We start from the raw sequence: 19,580 nt of genomic DNA on the forward strand, positions 1-19,580 counted from the left end.
GCGCCCTTAGACGTAGCGGACCCCCGATTCGGCTCCCCCGACCAAGTGTGATGTGCGTCACACGCTCACGGCCACCCACCAGAACGGTTCACTCAAGTCACATAAGTCCCACTCTGCCCAGACATGGCGTGATCTGCGGGAACAGGGGTGGTCGGCCCGGATCTGACAGCCGGAGTCGACAGGCAGCCAAGTAACGAGCAGATCACGGCTGGACCGGTACCAAAAATGGTTCGGTTTCCAGTTACCGCCGACAAGATCTCCTCTGTATCTTCCTGGCTATCCCTTTACTGACGCATGGGGCGCAGGAAGCGTTCCACGCCAGCCCAAGGAGTTCCCTTGAACACCCGAGTCAAGCGTCTCGCCCTCCCGCTGGGCGGTGCCCTCGCCGCCACCAGCATGATCGGTGCCACCCTGGTCTCCTCCGCCCAGGCCTCCACCGCCCCCGCCAAGAAGGTCGTTTCCCTGGCCTCCTCCAGCAGCGCGCAGAAGGTCGCGGACTACTGGACCAGCAACCGTGGCGCCAACTTCAAGGCCGCCGCGCAGTACACCGCCGACTCGTCGGTGTCCGGCAAGGTGAAGCTCGGTGGCGGCGACGCGGCCCCCGACGGCAAGGCCGGCCAGGTCCCGCCGATCGGCCAGGAGAAGGTCACCCCCACCAAGGTCAAGAACGTCAACCTGCCGAAGACCATCGGCAAGGTGTTCTTCACCATCGGGGACAAGGAGTACTGGTGCTCCGGCTCCTCCATCCAGGCCAAGTACCGTAACCTGGTCGCCACCGCCGGTCACTGCGTGTTCGACGAGGGCCTCCAGAACGGCGCCCTGGACAACTGGGTGTTCGTGCCGGGCTACTACCAGGCCAAGGCTCCCTGGGGCATCTACGTCGGCAAGGCCGCCTACACCCACTACGACCTCGCGGTGTACGAGGACTACGACAGCGACTACGCGTTCGTGACCGTCTACAACGGCATCGCCTACGCCGGCGAGAAGGCTGTCTCCAAGGACGCGTACGACAAGTGGCAGGGCTACAAGTACGCCAAGGACGTGGCGATCACGGAGGCGGAGTACAAGAAGTGCAAGGACGAGCACGGCGGCGAGACCGTCGACTGCTGGGCCAAGGCTGACCCGTCCTCCGAGAAGGTCGTCCCCTACAGCACGCCGCTGGGCAACGGACCGCTCGGCAAGGTGGAGATCCGCACCAAGGAAGTCACCAAGGAGCAGTTCGACGCCGCCGGGAACGGCAACCACAACTACAACCAGGCTAACTACAAGACCTACACCGAGATCGTCGACGAGGCCACCTACAAGGGCTACACCGGCCCGGGCTACAAGAAGATCGTGGATGGCGCGTTCACCATCACGCACTACTTCCTCGAGTACAAGGCCGTCGTCTCCCCCGGCGCGACCAAGTACTACAAGACGGTCTTCGTCGTCGAGCTGTACAAGGACGCGGGTCGTCTGGGCGACAACGTGGGTGGCCAGGGCTTCACCTGGAACCAGAAGGTCGGCCAGCCGGTCTACGTCTTCGGCTACCCCGCGGCCCCGCACCCCGACGGTGACAAGCCGTTCACCGGTGTCACGCCGAAGTGGTGCTACGGCAAGACCTTCGCCGCCGCCGCTGCCGCGAAGTTCAAGGCCGAGGCCCAGATCGGTCTCAAGTGCTCCATGACCGCCGGCTCCTCCGGTGGCCCCTGGATCCTGAAGTACAGCAGCACCAAGCGTCTCGGCTACATCAACGGTGTCACCAGCCTCATCGGCGACGCCGACGGCAACGGCCGGATCGACTTCAGCACCTCGCCGTACTTCGACAGCGAGACCTACGCGATCTACAAGAGCGCCGCCAACCTGTGGTCCGGCAAGATCGTGACCTCCGACGGCGACCTCGTCACCAAGGCCTGACGTTCTAGCCAGCTAGAGCTCAGCGGTGTGATGTAGTACCCGTAGTACAGCAAGTACCAGCAGGGCCCGGCGTTCGCGCCGGGCCCTGTCGGCGTTTCATGGGTGGTTCGCGTGGGACGACTCCCACGCACGGGCATGTGACGGGCGGGCCGCAGGAGGGCGCTGAGGGCCACACAGAGGCCTTTGTGGACGCGCCAGCAGCCGTGTGGGGCGCTTAGACGTAGCGACCCCCCGATTCGGCTCCATCGGATCAGTGTGATCTGCGTCACACTGGCTCACCCACGTACGGACGTCGAATCACTTTGACCACATTCGAACCACTCGGTTCACATACTGCCTGATCTGCGAGTAAGCATCGCGGTCGGCATTCGGCGGGCGGCGTCACTGATCCAGCGATCAGGTTACGAAAGGGTCACGCCCCAGCAAGGCCGAAATTTCATAGCCAAGGGGGCACACAGCCCAAGATCACCTATGTATCTTCATGGCTATCCCTTTACTGACGCATGGGACGCAAGATGCGTTCCACATCAGCCCAAGGAGTTTCCTTGAACACCCGAGTCAAGCGTCTCGCCCTCCCCCTGGGCGGTGCCCTGGCCGCCACGAGCATGATCGGCGCCACTCTGGTCACCTCCGCCCAGGCGTCGACCGCCCCCGTCAAGAAGAGCGTCACCCTCGCCGGTTCCACCAGCGCGCAGAAGATCGCGGACTACTGGACCAGCAACCGTGGCGCCAACTTCAAGGCCGCCGCCCAGTACACCGGTGACGCGCAGGTCTCGGGCAAGGTCAAGCTCGGTGGCGGCGACGCGGCCCCCGACGGCAAGGCCGGCCAGGTCCCGCCGATCGGCCAGGAGAAGGTCACCCCGACCAAGGTCAAGAACGTCAACCTGCCGAAGACCATCGGCAAGGTGTTCTTCACCGTCGGGGACAAGGAGTACTGGTGCTCCGGGTCCTCCATCCAGGCCAAGTACCGTAACCTGGTCGCCACCGCCGGCCACTGCGTGTTCGACGAGGGCCTCCAGAACGGCGCCCTGGACAACTGGGTGTTCGTGCCCGGTTACTACCAGGCCAAGGCCCCCTGGGGCATCTACGTCGGCAAGGCCGCGTACACCCACTACGACCTCGCGGTGTACGAGGACTTCGACAGCGACTACGCGTTCGTCACTGTGTACAACGGCATCGCCTACTCCGGCGAGAAGGTCGTCAGCAAGGACGCGTACGAGAAGTGGCAGGGCTACAAGTACACCAAGGACGTGGAGATCACGGAGGCGGAGTACAACAAGTGCAAGGACGAGCACGGCGGCGAGACGGTCGACTGCTGGGCCAAGACCACCGGTAGCGAGATCGTCGTTCCCTGGGGCACCCCTGGCGCGGACACCGCGACCAAGGAAGTCACCAAGGAGGACTACGACAAGGCCGCTGCGATCCCGCAGAACGCCAACTACCACCAGGCCAAGGCCCTGAGCTACCCCGCGGTGCCGGCCGAGATCGTCGACGAGGCGACCTACAAGGCTTACACCGGCCCGGGCTACAAGAAGATCGTGGACGGCGCGTTCACCATCCAGCACTACTTCATCGCCTACGCGGTGAAGAAGAGCAGCACCACCAAGTACTACAAGACGCTCTTCATCGTCGAGCTGTACAAGGACGCGGGTCGCCTGGGCGACAACGTGGGTGGCCAGGGCTTCACCTGGAACCAGAAGGTCGGCCAGCCGGTCTACGTCTTCGGCTACCCCGCGGCCCCGCACCCCGACGGTGACAAGCCGTTCACCGGTGTCACGCCGAAGTGGTGCTACGGCAAGACCTTCGCCGCCGCCGCTGCCGCGAAGTTCAAGGCCGAGGCCCAGATCGGTCTCAAGTGCTCCATGACCGCCGGCTCCTCCGGTGGCCCCTGGATCCTGAAGTACAGCAGCACCAAGCGTCTCGGCTACATCAACGGCGTCAGCAGCCTCATCGGCGACGCCGACGGCAACGGCCGGATCGACTTCAGCACCTCGCCGTACTTCGACAGCGAGACCTACGCGATCTACAAGGCCGCCGCCAACCTGTGGTCCGGCAAGATCGTGACCTCCGACGGTGACCTGGTCACCAAGGCCTGACGTTCTGATCTTCCAGAACGCAGCAGCACCCACTGGCAGGGCCCGGCGTTCGCGCCGGGCCCTGCGCCCTGTACGGCCCCGTCCGGAGCGCGGCAGACGTCTGCCTCTCCCGGCCGGTGTACCGCCAACGATGTGATTTGCGTCACATCGCAACGCTTTCCCCGCCTGGGCTACGGCCTGTTGGACCGTTTCCACCAGGGCCTCTCCCGTGGTGATCATCGATCCGCCCGTATCGCCACCCTTGTCCAAGCTCATGGGCGGTTGCCCTATACAGCCCCTACGTCAAGATCCCCCGATAGGTTCATACCGTCCCTTTAGGGACCACTGGGGCAGGAGTCATCTCCTGTGGCTAACAAGGAGTCTCATTGAACACCCGAGTCAAGCGCTTCATGCTCCCTCTTGGTGGCGCGGCCTTCGCCACCGGCATGATCGCCGTCTCCCTCACCACTGCGGGCAGCGCCACCGCGGCAGCGCCGGCGAACGACCCCATGGCCTCCACCAAGGCCGCCGCGCTGGAGACCGTCAAGTTCTGGACGGCCAACGGCGGTAAGTCGCTGAAGTCCGCGACCAAGTACACCGAGGACACCGCCACCAAGGCGAAGATCAAGCTCGGTGGCGGTGACGCCGCCCCCGACGGCAAGACCGGCACCGTGCCGCCGATCGGCCAGGAGAAGGTCACCCCGACCAAGGTCAAGAACGTCAACCTGCCGCGCACCATCGGCAAGGTCTTCTTCCGCCTCGACGGCAAGACCTACTGGTGCTCCGGCTCCTCGGTGCAGGGCAAGTACCGCAACCTGGTCGCCACCGCCGGCCACTGCGTGTACGACACCGACTCCAACCGCGACACCCTGGACCGCTGGGTCTTCATCCCGGGTTACTACCAGGCCAAGGCGCCGTGGGGCATCTACGTCGGCAAGTCCGCCTACACCCACTTCGACTTCGCGGTGTACGAGGACTTCGACAGCGACTACGGCTTCGTCAACGTCTACAACGGCGTCGAGGCGGGCACCTGGAAGGACGTCGGCCGGCTCGGCGACAACGTGGGCGGCCAGGGCTTCGCCTGGAACCAGCCCATCGGCAAGCCGGTGTACGCCTTCGGCTACCCCGCGGGCCCGCACCCGGACGGTGACTTCCCCTACACCGGCCAGACGCCGAAGTACTGCTACGGCAACACCTCGGCCGCCGGCGCGGTCACCGCGTTCAAGGCCGAGGCGCAGATCGCCATCAAGTGCTCCTTCACCGCGGGCGCCTCGGGCGGCCCCTGGGTCGCGGGGTACAGCAGCACCAAGCGCCTCGGTTACATCAACGGTGTGACCAGCCTGGTGGGCGACAAGGACGGCAACGGCCGGTTCGACTTCGCGACCTCGCCGTACTTCGACAGCGAGACCTACGCGGTCTACTCGCTGGCCTCCAACCTGTGGTCCGGCAAGATCGGCAAGTGAGCTCCACCCGGTGCGGGGCCCGGCGTTTCGCCGGGCCCCGCCCGTGTTTCCCGGCCCGGCGCCCCAGAGAACCGCGGCCGGGAAGCCATCAGGTCACGCCGCGGGTGCCAGCCGCCCGGCCCGCTCGACCAGGTCGGCGACGGCGGACTCCCCGCTGAGCGGCGCGAGGCGGCGGCGCAGGTCCGCGACGTAGGAGCGGGTGCGCGCCGACCGCAGGCCCGCCGCGAGGTCCAGCGCGGACGCGCCCGCACGGCAGGCCTCGTCCACCTCGCCGCACAGGGCGTGCGCGGAGGCGAGCAGCGACAGGTTGAACATGCGGCCCCGGACGAACCGCCCGTCCATGTCGAGGGACCGGCGCGCGTACCGCACCGCACGCGCCCCGTCGCCGAGGTCGCGGAAGCAGTGGGCGTACTTGGCCGCGAGGTACGCCTCGTCGAAGTAGCGGATCCACTCAGGCTCCTCCTCCGGCCGCCGCCGGTCGAAAGCGAGGTCGGCTTGGTGGAGCGACAGGCCACAGGCCGTCTCGTCGGACAGCGCGGCGTGCGCGTGGGCCTCCAGGACGTACGCCTCGGCCAGCAGGGACGGCACCTGCGCTTGCCGCGCCGACATCTGCGCCGCCCGCGCGAGGTCGAGCGCGTGCCGGGGCCGGCCGATGTAGATGGCCTGGTGGGCCAGGCCCGCCAGCACCTCGCCGCCGAGCCCGTGGTCGCCCGCTCCTCTGGCCAGGCTCAGCGCCTGGATGAGGTGGCGCTGCGCCAGCCCGTGCTGTTCCAGGTCGTAGGCCATCCAGCCGGCCAGCCGGGTCGCCTCGGCGGCGGCGGAAGCGAGCGCGCGGCCGGTGGCCTCGCCGTACAGGCCGTCCTTCAGCAGCGGCGCGACCGCGGAGTCGAGATAGCGCACGACGGCGCCCCGCACCCTGCCGCCGCCGAACCGGTTGTCGAGCTCGCCGAACGAACGGGTCACCTCGCGGATGGCGGCGATGTCCGGCGCCCCGACCCTGCGTGGCCCGTGGGACTCGGCGAAGGCCCCAGGGGGAGAAGTCAGCCAGCCCAGGGCTCCCGCCGAGCCCGCGCCGACGGTGAAGGCGGAGTCGAGCAGGAATCTGCGCCGCTCCATCTCCGCCCTCCATAATGCTGTCACGATCTGGACACCCTCCTGCCACGTGTCGCTGAGGTGCTGCCCGAGATCGAGGGGCGTGGCTCCCCCCGCCATCCCGAGGTCCTCGGGGCCGACCGGCCGTCCGAGCCGCATGGCGAAGATCTCCGCGAGCAGCGCCGGCACCGGGTCGCGCGGGCGTTGACCGGCCACCCAGCGCAGCACCGAGCTGTGGTCGTAGACCAGCCCGGTCAGGCCGTGGGCCGCTCCGAGGTCGTTGAGGGCGCGGGCCAGCCCCTTGTGGGAGAAGCCCGCCTCGGCGACGAGGTGGCGGAGCAGGTGGTTGGGCTCACGTCGCATCGCTTCCCCAGGGACTCACGGACGGTCGACGAGGCTCCGGCCCACCGGCGAGCCTCCCCTTGCGAAGAGACGTACGCCCGTCGTGCTCGCTCTTGTCCGGTGAGTAACGGAGAGTTTTTGTTATAGCACGTTGCGTGACATGATGTGGGAATTCCGGAGACTTGACCTTCGGGAGGGAAACCTCACGATGAGGCCAAGGTTGGTCGACAAAAAGCCCTGCCCGCCGCGGTGGCGGCGGGCAGGGCTTGTCGTGAGCTGGGAGGACGCGGTTACTTGCGCGCCACGCCGTCCTCGTGAGCCTGGGCGGCGACCGCGGCGGTCACCGCGGGGGCCACGCGGGCGTCGAACGGGCTCGGGATGACGTAGTCAGGGGAGAGATCGCCGCCCACCACATCGGCCAGCGCGCGGGCCGCGGCGACCTTCATGTTCTCGGTGATGGCCGACGCCCGCACGTCCAGCGCCCCGCGGAACACGCCGGGGAAGGCCAGCACGTTGTTGATCTGGTTCGGGAAGTCGGACCGGCCGGTGGCCACGACCGTGGCGTGCCGCCGGGCGACCTCGGGGTGGATCTCCGGGGTCGGGTTGGAGAGCGCGAACACGATGGCGTCGCGGGCCATGGACTCGACGGCGCTCTCGGCGAGCGTGGAGCCGGACAGGCCGATGAACACGTCCGCCCCGGTGAGGGCCTCCTCGGTGGACCCGGTGCGGCCGGCGCGGTTGGTGCGGGCGGCCAGCACCTGCTTGACGGGGTTCAGCCCCTCGCGGCCCTGGTAGATCATGCCCTTGGAGTCGGACACCGCGATGTCCCCGATGCCGGCGTTCACCAGGATGTTGGTGACCGCGACACCCGAGGCCCCGGCGCCCGCGACCACGGCCCGCAGGTCACCGAGCGTGCGGCCGGTCAGCCGGGCGGCGTTCTGGAGCGCGGCGAGCACCACGATGGCGGTGCCGTGCTGGTCGTCGTGGAAGACGGGGATGTCGAGCAGCTCCCGCAGGCGGTCCTCGACCTCGAAGCAGCGGGGGGCGCTGATGTCCTCCAGGTTGATGCCGCCGAACGACGGCGCGAGACGCACCACGGTCTCGACCAGGCCGTCCACGTCGGTGCAGTCCAGGCAGACGGGCACCGCGTCCACGCCGCCGAACTCCTTGAACAGCAGGGCCTTGCCCTCCATGACCGGCATGGCCGCCGCCGGCCCGATGTCGCCGAGCCCCAGCACCGCGGTGCCGTCGCTCACCACGGCGACGACGTTGGAGACCCAGGTGTACTCGTTGACGAGCTCCGGCTGCTCGGCGATGGCCGTGCAGACCCGCGCCACACCGGGCGTGTAGGCCAGGGACAGGTCCCCGGCGTCGCGGACCGGGACGGTGGAACGGACCTCCAGTTTGCCCCCGCGGTGCATGGCGAACGCGGGATCCAGATCGAGATCTTCCAAAGATGCGGAGAACGGCGTGACTGCCACAGCGACCCCTGTGTCGTAAGGACGGTTTCCTTCGTTAGACGCCGCGTTTGAGCGAGGCCCAGGCTTCGGTAGCCGCCCGGCGGCCGTCGTCGTTGACGGTCGTCTCCGTGAGGGGGTACGGGGGTCACCCGTCGCTCGATTGTGCCACACCCCACGACACCTGCCGAAGCCGTGCGTCCCACAATCCACCCCGCGCCGGGGTCCCCGTCCCAGACCGCCCCCCAGAGGGCCGCTCCGGTACCCGACATCCCCTTGCATCCACCCGTACCCTGACGTTTCTCCCCAATACCCCCACAGACCACCCACACCCTGCAAACCCCCTCCCCCCACCACCTCAACGCCTCCCTCCACCACCTCGCTACGCCTCGTCCCCTGTCCCGAACACCGGGCCAGGGACGAGGTGCGGCGAACCAGGCCCCCGGTACGGCGAAGCGCCGTCCCGGCCGGCTCCTCCCCGGTCGTGCAGCCCCGATTCGGCGCCGCGACGGCGAGAGGTGGTACGGCGATTCCGACGCCACCGTACGGCGAGGTCCCGCCAACGCTGACGGCGAAGCCGTCGTCACAGGCCCCGCAGTCCCGACCGGCTTCCCTCCACCGTGCAGCCCGATCCGGCGCCGCGACGGCGGGACGAGGTACGGCGAATCCGGCACCACCGTACGGCGAGGTCCCGCCAACGCTGACGGCGAAGCCGTCGTCACAGGCCCCGCAGTCCCGACCGGCTTCCCTCCACCGTGCAGCCCGATCCGGCGCCGCGACGGCGGGACGAGGTACGGCGAATCCGGCGCCGCCGTACGGCGGAGAGCCGGAGAGACTTCGGGGGTACCGCGTCGGGCAGGGGTAGCGTGTAATACTCGTAGTTCGTATTCATCCCTTACCTGGACCGGACGTGGACCTCACCTCGTACGCGGAACTCGCGGTGCTGCTGGTCAACAGCGGGCACGCGCTGGACTCCTTGGAGGAGGCCCGGCGGTTCCTCGTCGCGGCCGGCCGGGAGAAGGACGCCGCGCGGCTCACCCGGGCCGACCTGGTGATCCTGCGCGAGCTGCGTCGCGAGCTGGCCGCCGTGTTCGCGGCCGCCGCCCGGCAGGACGAGCAGGGAGCCGTGGAACGGCTCAACGCGCTGCTGACCCGGCACCCGGTGCACCCGCAGATCACCCGGCACGACGGGCACCGCTGGCACCTCCACCTGACCGAGGGCGGCCGGCTGAGCGGCGAGTACGCCGCGGGCGCCGTCATGGGCCTCACCGCTCTTGTCACCGGCCTCGGCGTGGACCGCCTCGGCGTCTGCCAGGCCGACCCCTGCCGCCGCGCCTACCTCGACACCTCCTCCAACCGCTCCCGCCGCTACTGCTCCGAACGCTGCGCCAGCCGCGCCAACGTCGCCGCGTACCGCGCCCGCCGCCGCGACGCCGAACGCGTGGCAGGCGCGTAACCGGCTCCCCGCCGTACGGCGGCGCCGGATTCGCCGTACCTCGTCCCGCCGTCGCGGCGCCGGATCGGGCCACACGGCGGAGGGAGCCGGCCGGCACTGCGGGGCCTGTGACGACGGCCTTCGCCCGCAGCGCCGGTGGGACCTCGCCGTACGGCGGCGCCGGGATCGCCGTACCACGGCCCATCGTCGCGGCGCCCCATCGGGGCTACACGACCGGGGAGGAGCCGGCGCCGCGTCAGGGGAAGAGTTTCGCGCGGTGGAGGGGGGCGTAGCGGAGGAGGACTCGGCCCAGGACGTTGGAGGGGGGGACGGGGCCGAAGTCCCAGCTGTCTTTTCGGCCGGGGGCTTGCTGGTTTTCGCTTTCCAGCCACCAGCCTTCTCCGGTGCGCATCGTGGCGCGTTTGACGATCAGTTGGGTGGGGGTGCCGGGGAGGCGGGCGACGACGAGGTCGCCGGGGCGGATGCGGGCTCGGCGGCGGACCAGCAGCAGGTCGTCGGGGTGGAGGACGGGGAGCATCGAGGTGCCGGCCACACGGACCTTCATGAACGACATCCGCCTCCTCCGCGGGGAATCGACACGAGTAAGTTGGGAACCAGGACAACTGCTGTCCCCGTCATCAGCGTCTAGGAAGGAAACCGATGCTCGCACGACTGCTGCGGCCGGGCCATGTCGCCTCCGCGCACTGCGATCTCCCTTGCGGTGTCTACGACCCGGCGCAGGCTCGCATCGAGGCGGAGTCCGTCAAGGCCATCATGCAGAAGTACGCCGACAACGACGACCCGGTGTTCCGGGCGCGGGCCCTGAAGATCAAGGAGGAGCGGGCCGAGCTGGTCAAGCATCACCTGTGGGTGTTGTGGACCGACTACTTCAAGCCTCCGCACGTGGAGCAGTACCCGCAGCTCCACCAGCTCTTCTGGGACGCCACCAAGCTCGCGGGCGCGGCCGGCGCCAAGGGCACGGTTGACGTCGCCAAGGCCGACGACCTCCTCGGGAAGATCGACGAGATCTCTAAGATCTTCTGGGAGACCAAGGCCGCCTGAGCGTCCGGACCGTCACCGGCCTCGCGCGCCTTTTACGGTCGCGCGGGGCCGGCGGCCGGCCTCGGGCATAGACGTCAAGGCAGGGTCAGCGGGACGTCACGGAAACCCGCCCGCAATCACGCAAGATCAGCACTATCGGCGCGTCCCAGTCCCGCATCAGCGGTCCGGGGGCGGTAAGTTGCTAGTCAGCAGCTCTGCGCGAGGAGGAACGTGACCGACGAGACAGCGACGCGTGCAGATGGCATCTCCGGCGGCCTGGCGGGGATCCGTGACGCGGTGAGCGTGCGGTTGCCCGCCGCGAGCGCCTACCTGTCGGTGCTCCGTACGGCCACCGCGGGGCTCGCGGCACGGCTCGACTTCACCTTGGACGAGATCGAGGATCTCCGGATCGCCGTCGACGAGGCGTGTGCCATGCTGCTCGGCCATGCCGTGCCCGGCACCGACCTCATCGCCGAGTTCGAGCTGACCGGCAAGGAGATGATCGTCCGGGTCGAGGTGAGCACCGTCGGCCAGGCCGAGCCCAAGCGTGACGACTTCGCCTGGATGGTGCTCACCGCCCTTGCCGACAGCGTGGACGCCGAGACCGACTCCCCCGACCGCATGGCCATCGTGCTGCACAAGCGCCGAGGCGCTGCGAGGCCGCTGTGACGGAGAGGACCCGAGCCGTGGCCGGCAGTGACAGCACCGTTCCCGACCGGGTCCGGGCCCGTGGGCTGTTCAGCGAGCTGGCCGAGCTGCCCTCGGACGATCCGCGGCGTCAGCGCATCCGCGACGAGCTGGTCGAGCTTCATCTGCCGCTGGTCGAGTACCTCGCCCGCCGTTTTCGCAACCGCGGCGAGTGGCTCGACGACCTCACCCAGGTGGCGACGATCGGCTTGATCAAGTCGATCGACCGTTTCGACCTGGCCCGCGGGGTCGAGTTCTCCACCTACGCCACGCCCACCATCGTGGGCGAGATCAAACGGCACTTCCGCGACAAGGGCTGGGCGGTACGCGTGCCGCGCCGCCTGCAGGAGCTCAAGCTCTCCCTCACCAAGGCGATCAGCGAGTTGTCGCAGCGGCAGGGCCGGGCGCCCACCGTCGCCGAGCTCGCCGCCCACCTCGCGATGAGCGAGGAGGAGGTGCTGGAGGGCCTGGAGTCCGCCAACGCCTACTCCACGGTGTCGCTGGACGCGCCCGACTCCGGGGACGACGACGCCCCCGCGGTGTCCGACTCGCTCGGCATCGTGGACGAGTCGCTGGAGGGCGTCGAGTACCGCGAGTCGCTGAAACCGCTGCTGGAGCGTCTGCCGCCGAGAGAGAAGCGCATCCTGTTGTTGCGCTTCTTCGGCAACATGACGCAATCGCAGATCGCCACCGAGCTCGGCATCTCGCAGATGCACGTCTCGCGCCTGCTGGCCCGCACCTTGGCCCAGCTCCGCGAGGGCCTCACCGCCGAGGACTGACCCGCCCACCGCCGGGCGGGATCTTCACATCCGGGGGCTTCGCGGGGAAGCCTCAGTCTTTGATCATGGCCCGGGTCGTCGGCGGCGCCAGCAGTGCCACCACGCCCGCCGCCGCCAGGGCCAGCAGCAGGGCGCCCGGCACGTACTGCCCGGACTGCGTCAGCGACACGCCCACCGGCACCGAGAAGATCTGGGTGACCACGCCGGGGGCCCGGCTCCACCGCGCGGCGGACGACACGCCCCAGGCGACCCACAGCAGCGCGGCGCCCACCACGAGGCCGAGCGCGGAGATCACGATGGAGTCGCCGACGGCCGTGGCGCCGCCCGCGACGGTCTGCACCCCGGCGTAGCCGCCGAGGGCGATCGCGGTGAGTCCCTCGGCCGCCAGCACGGCGGCGGCGACGATCAAGGTCACCGGGCGGTTGAACATATCGGGACCCTACTCGACCGGTACGCCGGGTGGATGACCGGTGGCTACGCTGGGCGGCATGCGGGCACTCCTCCTCACCAACCCCAAGGCGACGTCCACGCACCGGCGTACCCGCCAGGTGCTGATCCGCGCCCTCGGCGCGGCCGTCGACCTCTCGGTGGAGGAGACCGCTTACCGCGGCCACGCCACGCTGCTCGCGGGCACCGCGCGGGAGAAGGGCTTCGACGCGGTCGCCGTGCTCGGCGGGGACGGCACCGTCAACGAGGCCGTGAACGGCATGCTGGCGGGCGAGGGCGAGCCGCCGGCGCTGATCGTGATCCCGGGTGGCTCGGCGAACGTCATGGCGAGGGCCCTGGGGTTGCCGAACGACCCGGTGGAGGCGACCGGCGCGGTGCTGGAGGCGCTGCGGGAGGACCGGCGCCGCACCGTCGGTCTTGGCCGGGCGATCTGGGACGACGCCACCATCGGGGGCACGTCGGGCTCGGCCACCAGGAGCCGGTACTTCACCTTCTCGGCGGGCATGGGGTACGACGCGGAGGTGGTCCGGGCGGTCGAGGGGCTGCGCGCCGCCGGCTACAAGGCCTCCCCCACCCGGTACATCGGCACGGCGCTGCGGCACTACCTGATGACCGACCGCCGTCACCCGGCGTTGCGCCTGGAGCGTCCGCGGCGGCCGGTGGTGGACGGCATCCACATGGCGATCATCTCGAACACCGCCCCCTGGACCTACGCCGGAGACCGGCCGGTCAACCCCACGCCGTGGGCCGGTTTCGACACCGGCCTGGACATGCTCGGCCTTCGCCGCCTCGGCCCTCTGGCGATGGCCCACATCGTGCGGCAGATCATCGGCGAGCGCACGGGCCTGGCCCGCGGCCGCCATCTGGTGCAGCTCCACGACGAGGACGAGTTCACGCTCGTCGCCCGGCGGCCCACCGCGTTCCAGCTCGACGGCGATTACCTTGGGGAGCGGGAACGCGTGACGTTTGTTTCGGTGCCAGCCGCGTTACAAGTTTTGGTCTAAACGTTCACTTGCCGTCATAGTGTGACGCATCCGACATCTATCTCCGGCAAAACCTTCCCCCAAACCTCTTGCGTGACCTGGGCATGCCTGAAAAGCTCAACGTGACGTCGGAACGTAGGACGTTTGGGGAGGCAATCTGTCCTCAAAGGTCCACGGCGGTCAGAGCGATGTTCCTGGACCCCATCCCAAGGTCCGGGAAAATTTTCGCCCTTGCTAGTGAAAGTGTTCACAAACATCCGTCACCGCTCGGAGCCGTGAGGCTCCGCCTACGAAGGAGTGGAACGCATGGACTGGCGCCACCGCGCTGCCTGCCGTGACGTGGACCCCGAGTTGTTCTTCCCGATCGGCAACACCGGCCCCGCGCTCATGCAGATCGAAGAGGCCAAGCAGGTCTGCCGCTCGTGCCCGGTCATCGACTCCTGCCTGAAGTGGGCTCTTGAGTCCGGCCAGGACGCCGGCGTCTGGGGTGGCCTCAGCGAGGACGAACGCCGCGCCCTCAAGCGCCGCACCGCCCGCACGCGCGCCCGCCTGGCCGTCTGACCCGCCGATAGCTCGACCGTCCGACCGACAGCGAGAGCCGCGAAGCCCCGAGGTCCGCGGGCACGACGAGGAGATCCGCGCTAGGCCGGCTGAACGGGGATCGTGAGCGACACCTCCGTCCCCCCGCCCTGGCGCGGCCGCACGGCGAGCCGGCCCGACAACTCGCCGACCACGAGCGTGCGCACGATCTGCAGCCCGAGGCTGGTCGAGGAGTCCAGGTCGAACCCGTCGGGCAGGCCCTGGCCGTCGTCGGCCACGCTCACGTCCAGACGTTCCTCGGTGCGCGAGACCACCACGGTGATGGTGCCGCTGCCGTAGGAGAAGCCGTGCTGCACCGCGTTCTGCAGCAGCTCGGTGAGCACCATGGCCATCGGTGTGGCCACCATCGCGGGCAGCATGCCGAAGCTGCCCACCCGGCGCGGCATGACGTTGGCCGCCGAGACGTCGCCCGTCATCGCGATCACGCGGTCGGCGATGTCGTCGAAGTCGACGATCTCCTCGGGGGTGTGCGACAGGGTCTCGTGCACGATGGCGATCGACCCCACCCGGCGTACGGCCTCCTCCAGCGCCTCCCTGCCCTCCGGCACCCGCAGCCGCCGCGCCTGCAGCCGCAGCAGCGCCGCCACGGTCTGCAGATTGTTCTTCACCCGGTGGTGGATCTCGCGGATCGTGGCGTCCTTGGTCATGAGCTCACGCTCGCGGCGCCGCAGCTCGGTGACGTCCCTGATCAAGATGAGCGCGCCGATGCGCCCGCCCCCGACGATGAGCGGGATGGCGCGCAGTTGCACGACGTTGGCCCCCGCCTCGACCTCGGTCTCGCGAGGTGTGCGGCCGCTGGCCACCAGGATGAGGTCCTCGTTGATGGGCTCGTCGGAGTAGCACAGCGCCGCGGTGGTGCGGCCGAGGTCGGTGCCCACGAGGTCGGCGTGCAGGCCGAGGCGCCGGTACGCCGACAGCGCGTTCGGCGAGGCGTACGTCACCCGGCCGGCCCGGTCGAGGCGCAGCAGGCCGTCACCCACGCGGGGCGAGCGGACCAGGATCGGGCCCTCGTCGGGAAAGGGGAAGCGGCCCTCGGCCACCATCTGCGCGAGGTCGGAGGCGCTCTGCAGGTACGTCAGCTCCAGGCGTGAGGGCGTGCGGGCCGAGGAGAGGTTGGTGGAGCGCTGGATGACCGCCACGAAGTGGTCGTCGCGCCGCACCGGGATGGTCTCCTCGCGCACCGGCACGCCGCTGGACCAGTCGGGGTCGCCCTCGCGGCAGATGCGCCGCTCCTGCCACGCGGTGTCGATCAGCGGCCGCTCCCACGCCGCGACGATGGTGCCCACGACGTCGTCGTGGTAGACGGTGGGGCCGGTGGTGGGCCGCATCTGCGCCACGGCGACCCACGCCGACTCGTCCCTGAGCGGGATCCAAAGGATCAGGTCGGCGAAGGACAGGTCGGCCAGCAGTTGCCAGTCCGACACCAGGGACTGCATCCATTCCAGGTCGGCCGGGTCCAACGTGGTGTGGCGCCCGACGAGGTCGCTCAGAGTCGGCACGTGTGCATCATGCGTGCTAACCCGGCGGAAAGCGAATCGAGCGGCCGGGCACTGGGAAGATTCGTCGAATGGAGCACACCGATCCCCTGGCACGCCTGCGCGTGGCCGCCGCGGCGCGTGACGCCGCCGGGCTGCGCCGGGCCGCACGTCCCCGCACGCCCGACCACGACGGCCTGATCGACCTGGCGTCCAACGACTACCTCGGGTTGTCCCGGGACGCGCGCCTGATCGCCGCCGCGGTCCGCGCGACGGAGCGCTGGGGCACCGGATCGACCGGCTCCCGGCTGGTCACCGGCACCACCGGGGTGCACGCCGAGCTGGAGGAGCGGCTGGCCGCGTTCGCCGGGGCGCCGCGGGCGCTGGTGTTCTCCTCGGGGTACATGGCCAACCTCGCGGCGGTGGCGACGCTCGGCGCGGGCGGCCTGGTGGTCAGCGACGCCGGCAACCACGCGTCCATCATCGACGCGTGCCGCCTGTCGCGGTCCCGCGTGGTGGTCACGCCGCGCAAAGACGCCGACGCCGTGGCCAAGGTGCTGGCCGACCGGTCCGAGGAGCACGCCCTGGTGGTGACCGACGCGGTGTTCTCCGTGGACGGCGACCTCGCCCCCGTCGCCGAGATGCACGCCGCCGCCCGCGCGCACGGGGCGCTGCTCGTGGTGGACGAGGCCCACTCGCTCGGCGTCGTCGGCGACGGCGGCCGGGGCGCGGTGCACGAGGCCGGCCTCGCGGGTGCCCCCGACGTCGTGCGCACGGTCACGCTGTCCAAGTCGTTCGGATCGCAGGGCGGCGCCGTGCTCGGCGCGCCCGAAGTGGTGGAGACCCTCGTCGACACCGGCCGCACCTTCATCTTCGACACCGCGCTCGCCCCGGCGGCCGCCGCCGCGGCGCTCGCGGCCATTGATATCGTTGGCGGCCATCCCGACCTGCCAAGGCAGGCCCGTGACAACGCATCGGCGCTGGCCCGCATGGCCGAGGACCGTGGGCTTACCACCGCGGTCCCGGCGGCGGCCGTCGTGCCGGTGGTGCTCGGCCCACCGGACGCCGCACTGCGCGCGGCGGCGGCGCTGGCCGAGCGAGGCGTGCGCGCCGGATGTTTCCGCCCGCCGTCGGTGCCGTCCGGCCGGTCTTGTCTGAGATTGACCGCACGGGCCAATCTGAGTTCGGATGATCTCGCGGTGATCGGACGCGCGCTCACCGCGGTGGCCGAGATGAAGGTGAACGTGTGACGGAAGACTCTCCCCGGATCCCCAAGTACTACGACGTCAAACGCAACCTGCTGGAGCTCACCAAGTCTCTGCCGGCCGGGGCGGCGCTGCCGCCCGAACGTGCCCTCGCCGTGCGGTTCGAGACGTCCCGCACGACCGTCAGGCAGGCCCTGACGGAGCTGGTCGTCGAGGGGCGCCTGCTGCGCATCCAGGGCAAGGGCACGTTCGTGGCCCAGCCCAAGGTCGCCCAGGTGCTGGCGCTGACCTCCTACACCGGGGATCTGCGGACCGTCGGCCTCGAACCGGACACCAAGATCCTGGACATCAGCTACATCTCCGCCGACGAGACCCTGGCCAAGCGTCTCGGGATCAACCCCGGGGGGCGGGTGCTGCGCATCCACCGGCTCCGGCTGGCCAACGGCGAGCCGATGTCCATCGACACCACTCACCTGTCCGCGCGGCGCTTCTCGCGGCTGCGGCGCGAGCTGGAGGTGCACGCCTCCCTGTACGAGACGCTGCACAACGCCTACAACGTGCAGCTCACCGACGCCGAGGAGATCATAGAGACGGTGCTGGCCACGCCGTACGACGCGCAGGTCCTCGGCGTGGACGTCGGCCTGCCCATGCTGCTGCTCACCCGGCACGCCTTCGACGCCGACGGGCAGCCGGTGGAGTGGGCCCAGTCGCTGTACCGCGGCGACCGCTACAAGTTCGTCACGCGTCTGCACCGGCCGCCCCAGCACGACGGGCAACACGACGCCTGACGTGGCCGGCCATCGCGGCGGGAAAAGGGGTCGCGCCCCCCTAATGTGGTGCCGGTGAGCGTTCTGGTGGTCACCGGCACCGACACCGGGGTGGGCAAGACCGTCGTCACGGCCGCGCTGGCGGCGCTGGCACGTGAGCGGGGCGCGCCGGTCGCGGTGGTCAAACCCGCCCAGACCGGCGCCGCCCCCGGCGCGCCGGGCGACCTCGACGAGGTGGTCCGGCTGGCCGGGGTCACCACGACGTTCGAGTTCGCCCGCTACCCCGACCCCCTGTCCCCGGCCGCCGCGGCCCGCGCGGCCGGGCTGCCCCCGCTGTCCCTCGCCGACGCCGCCACGCGCGTCGCCGAGCTGGCGCAGACGCATCGCCTGGTGCTGGTGGAGGGCGCCGGCGGGCTGCTGGTGCGCTTCGACGAGGACGGCGGCACCCTCGCCGACCTCGCGCGGATGGTGCGCGCCCCCGTCCTGGTGGTGGTGCGGGCCGGCCTCGGCACGCTCAACCACACCGCGCTCACCCTGGAGGCCCTCGCGGGCCGCGGCCTGGACCTCGCGGGCGTGGTGATCGGCTCCTGGCCGGAGCACCCCGGCCTCGCCGAACGGCACAACGTGCCCGATCTGGAGATGCTGGCCGCCCGTCCACTCGCCGGGGTCCTGCCCGCCGGGGCAGGTGCCCTGGACCGTCAGGATTTCGCCCGGGTGGCCCGGTCCGGACTTGGATCACCCCTCGGAGGCGGGTTCGACCCTTCCGGCTTCCGGGCAGCCCTTAGTCTGTGACCCAGCCGACGAGGGAGCAGCGGGACCGATGAGTATGGACATCCTGGAGATCGCCCGGGTTCAAGTGCTCGACGAGGGCCGGGGCCTGACCGCCGAGCAGGCTCTGGAATGCCTGGAACTGCCGGACGAGCGCCTGCCGGAGCTTCTGGCGCTGGCGCACGAGGTGCGCGTGAAATGGTGCGGCCCCGAGGTCGAGGTGGAGGGCATCATCTCGCTGAAGACCGGGGGGTGCCCGGAGGACTGCCACTTCTGCTCGCAGTCCGGGCAGTTCGAGTCCCCCGTGCGGTCGGTGTGGCTGGACATCCCCTCGCTCGTCGAGGCCGCCGTCCAGACCGCCAAGACCGGGGCCAGCGAGTTCTGCATCGTCGCGGCGGTGCGCGGGCCGGACAAGCGCCTCATGGACCAGGTGCGCGAGGGTGTGAAGGCCATCAAGGAGGCCGTGGACATCAACGTCGCCTGTTCGCTCGGCATGCTCACCCAGGAGCAGGTGGACGAGCTGGCCGCGATGGGCGTGCACCGCTACAACCACAACCTGGAGACGGCCCGCTCCCACTTCGGCGCGGTCGTCACCACCCACACCTGGGAGGAGCGGCTCAGCACGTGCCAGATGGTCCGCGCGGCCGGCATGGAGCTGTGCTGCGGCGGCATCATCGGCATGGGCGAGACGCGGGAGCAGCGGGCCGAGTTCGCCGGGCAGCTCGGCGAGCTGGCCCCCGACGAGGTGCCGCTGAACTTCCTCAACCCGAGGCCCGGCACGCCGTTCGCGAACCATCCCCTGGTCGAGGGCCCCGAGGCGCTGAAGACCATCGCGACGTTCCGCCTGGCGCTGCCGCGCACCATCCTGCGGTACGCCGGCGGGCGCGAGCTCACGCTCGGCGACCTCGGCACCCGCGAGGGCATGCTCGGCGGCATCAACGCGATCATCGTCGGCAACTACCTGACCACCCTCGGCCGCTCCCCCGAGCAGGACCTGGAGCTGCTGGCCGACCTGAAGATGCCGATCAAGGCGCTGTCGCCGACCCTGTGACGCGCCCGCCACGCCGA

18 protein-coding genes are annotated in these 19,580 nt (G+C 69.9%); 13 read left to right on the forward strand and 5 right to left on the reverse strand.

The window, feature by feature from the left end:
• Window positions 1-336: 336 nt before the first annotated feature.
• From ABGB17_RS17905 to ABGB17_RS17915, 3 genes are all read left to right on the forward strand, one after another.
• Window positions 337-1,896, forward strand: coding sequence for a hypothetical protein (locus ABGB17_RS17905; protein ID WP_347630838.1), 1,560 nt, complete (start codon window positions 337-339; stop codon window positions 1,894-1,896).
• Between the two features lie 545 nt (window positions 1,897-2,441).
• Window positions 2,442-3,992, forward strand: coding sequence for a hypothetical protein (locus tag ABGB17_RS17910; protein WP_347630840.1), 1,551 nt, complete (start codon window positions 2,442-2,444; stop codon window positions 3,990-3,992).
• Window positions 3,993-4,357: 365 nt separating this feature from the next.
• Window positions 4,358-5,434, forward strand: coding sequence for a hypothetical protein (locus tag ABGB17_RS17915; RefSeq protein WP_347630843.1), 1,077 nt, complete (start codon window positions 4,358-4,360; stop codon window positions 5,432-5,434).
• A gap of 93 nt (window positions 5,435-5,527) precedes the next feature.
• On the opposite strand, the gene ABGB17_RS17920 is transcribed toward ABGB17_RS17915, so the two are convergent.
• Complete coding sequence (locus ABGB17_RS17920) at window positions 5,528-6,889, reverse strand: hypothetical protein (RefSeq protein WP_347630845.1); 1,362 nt, start codon at window positions 6,887-6,889, stop codon at window positions 5,528-5,530.
• A 269-nt stretch (window positions 6,890-7,158) separates the two neighbouring features.
• Entirely contained in the window at window positions 7,159-8,289 is a 1,131-nt protein-coding gene (locus ABGB17_RS17925) for an NADP-dependent malic enzyme (RefSeq protein ID WP_347630923.1), read from the reverse strand.
• A 946-nt stretch (window positions 8,290-9,235) separates the two neighbouring features.
• On the opposite strand from ABGB17_RS17925, the gene ABGB17_RS17930 reads away from it, so the two are divergent.
• Window positions 9,236-9,781, forward strand: a complete 546-nt coding sequence (locus ABGB17_RS17930; protein ID WP_347630847.1) for a CGNR zinc finger domain-containing protein — start codon at window positions 9,236-9,238, stop codon at window positions 9,779-9,781.
• 235 nt (window positions 9,782-10,016) lie between these two features.
• Here the strand turns inward: ABGB17_RS17930 and sodX are convergent, their stop codons facing one another.
• Window positions 10,017-10,334 (reverse strand): nickel-type superoxide dismutase maturation protease, encoded by a 318-nt coding sequence (gene sodX / locus ABGB17_RS17935; RefSeq protein ID WP_347630849.1) that lies wholly within the window; start codon window positions 10,332-10,334, stop codon window positions 10,017-10,019.
• 86 nt (window positions 10,335-10,420) lie between these two features.
• Between sodX and sodN the strand changes: the two genes are divergently transcribed.
• The 3 genes from sodN to ABGB17_RS17950 all read left to right on the forward strand — a co-directional run bounded on the left by sodN (window position 10,421) and on the right by ABGB17_RS17950 (window position 12,267).
• Window positions 10,421-10,822, forward strand: a complete 402-nt coding sequence (sodN, locus tag ABGB17_RS17940) for a superoxide dismutase, Ni (protein ID WP_347630851.1) — start codon at window positions 10,421-10,423, stop codon at window positions 10,820-10,822.
• A gap of 210 nt (window positions 10,823-11,032) precedes the next feature.
• A complete protein-coding gene (locus ABGB17_RS17945) occupies window positions 11,033-11,470 on the forward strand; it encodes an anti-sigma factor (protein ID WP_347630853.1) in 438 nt (145 codons plus the stop codon).
• Window positions 11,467-12,267: an RNA polymerase sigma factor SigF gene (locus ABGB17_RS17950; protein ID WP_347630855.1), complete on the forward strand. Its 801-nt coding sequence runs from the start codon at window positions 11,467-11,469 to the stop codon at window positions 12,265-12,267. The genes ABGB17_RS17945 and ABGB17_RS17950 overlap by 4 nt, the downstream gene beginning before the upstream one ends.
• Before the next feature lie 52 nt (window positions 12,268-12,319).
• Here ABGB17_RS17950 and ABGB17_RS17955 read toward each other — a convergent pair whose 3' ends face one another.
• Window positions 12,320-12,697: a hypothetical protein gene (locus ABGB17_RS17955; protein ID WP_347630857.1), complete on the reverse strand. Its 378-nt coding sequence runs from the start codon at window positions 12,695-12,697 to the stop codon at window positions 12,320-12,322.
• 58 nt (window positions 12,698-12,755) lie between these two features.
• Here ABGB17_RS17955 and ABGB17_RS17960 point away from each other — a divergent pair, with 58 nt between their 5' ends.
• Entirely contained in the window at window positions 12,756-13,718 is a 963-nt protein-coding gene (locus ABGB17_RS17960; protein WP_347630859.1) for a diacylglycerol kinase family protein, read from the forward strand.
• A 285-nt stretch (window positions 13,719-14,003) separates the two neighbouring features.
• The gene (locus ABGB17_RS17965; RefSeq protein WP_347630861.1) at window positions 14,004-14,258 is read left to right on the forward strand and encodes a WhiB family transcriptional regulator; all 255 of its coding nucleotides are present in this window, start codon (window positions 14,004-14,006) and stop codon (window positions 14,256-14,258) included.
• 80 nt (window positions 14,259-14,338) lie between these two features.
• On the opposite strand, the gene ABGB17_RS17970 is transcribed toward ABGB17_RS17965, so the two are convergent.
• Entirely contained in the window at window positions 14,339-15,796 is a 1,458-nt protein-coding gene (locus ABGB17_RS17970; RefSeq protein WP_347630863.1) for a histidine kinase N-terminal domain-containing protein, read from the reverse strand.
• A gap of 68 nt (window positions 15,797-15,864) precedes the next feature.
• On the opposite strand from ABGB17_RS17970, the gene ABGB17_RS17975 reads away from it, so the two are divergent.
• From ABGB17_RS17975 to bioB, 4 genes are read left to right on the forward strand one after another with little or no spacing between them, the layout of a single operon-like run.
• Complete coding sequence (locus tag ABGB17_RS17975; protein WP_347630865.1) at window positions 15,865-17,022, forward strand: 8-amino-7-oxononanoate synthase; 1,158 nt, start codon at window positions 15,865-15,867, stop codon at window positions 17,020-17,022.
• Window positions 17,019-17,765: a GntR family transcriptional regulator gene (locus tag ABGB17_RS17980; protein ID WP_347630867.1), complete on the forward strand. Its 747-nt coding sequence runs from the start codon at window positions 17,019-17,021 to the stop codon at window positions 17,763-17,765. Before ABGB17_RS17975 ends, ABGB17_RS17980 begins: the two co-directional genes overlap by 4 nt.
• A gap of 54 nt (window positions 17,766-17,819) precedes the next feature.
• Window positions 17,820-18,536 (forward strand): dethiobiotin synthase, encoded by a 717-nt coding sequence (gene bioD, locus ABGB17_RS17985; RefSeq protein ID WP_347630869.1) that lies wholly within the window; start codon window positions 17,820-17,822, stop codon window positions 18,534-18,536.
• 28 nt (window positions 18,537-18,564) lie between these two features.
• On the forward strand, window positions 18,565-19,563 hold the full coding sequence (gene bioB / locus ABGB17_RS17990; protein WP_347630871.1) for a biotin synthase BioB: 999 nt from the start codon (window positions 18,565-18,567) through the stop codon (window positions 19,561-19,563).
• Window positions 19,564-19,580 lie beyond the last annotated feature (17 nt).

The sequence above is a fragment of the Sphaerisporangium sp. B11E5 genome (assembly GCF_039871875.1).
GTDB lineage: Bacteria > Actinomycetota > Actinomycetes > Streptosporangiales > Streptosporangiaceae > Sphaerisporangium.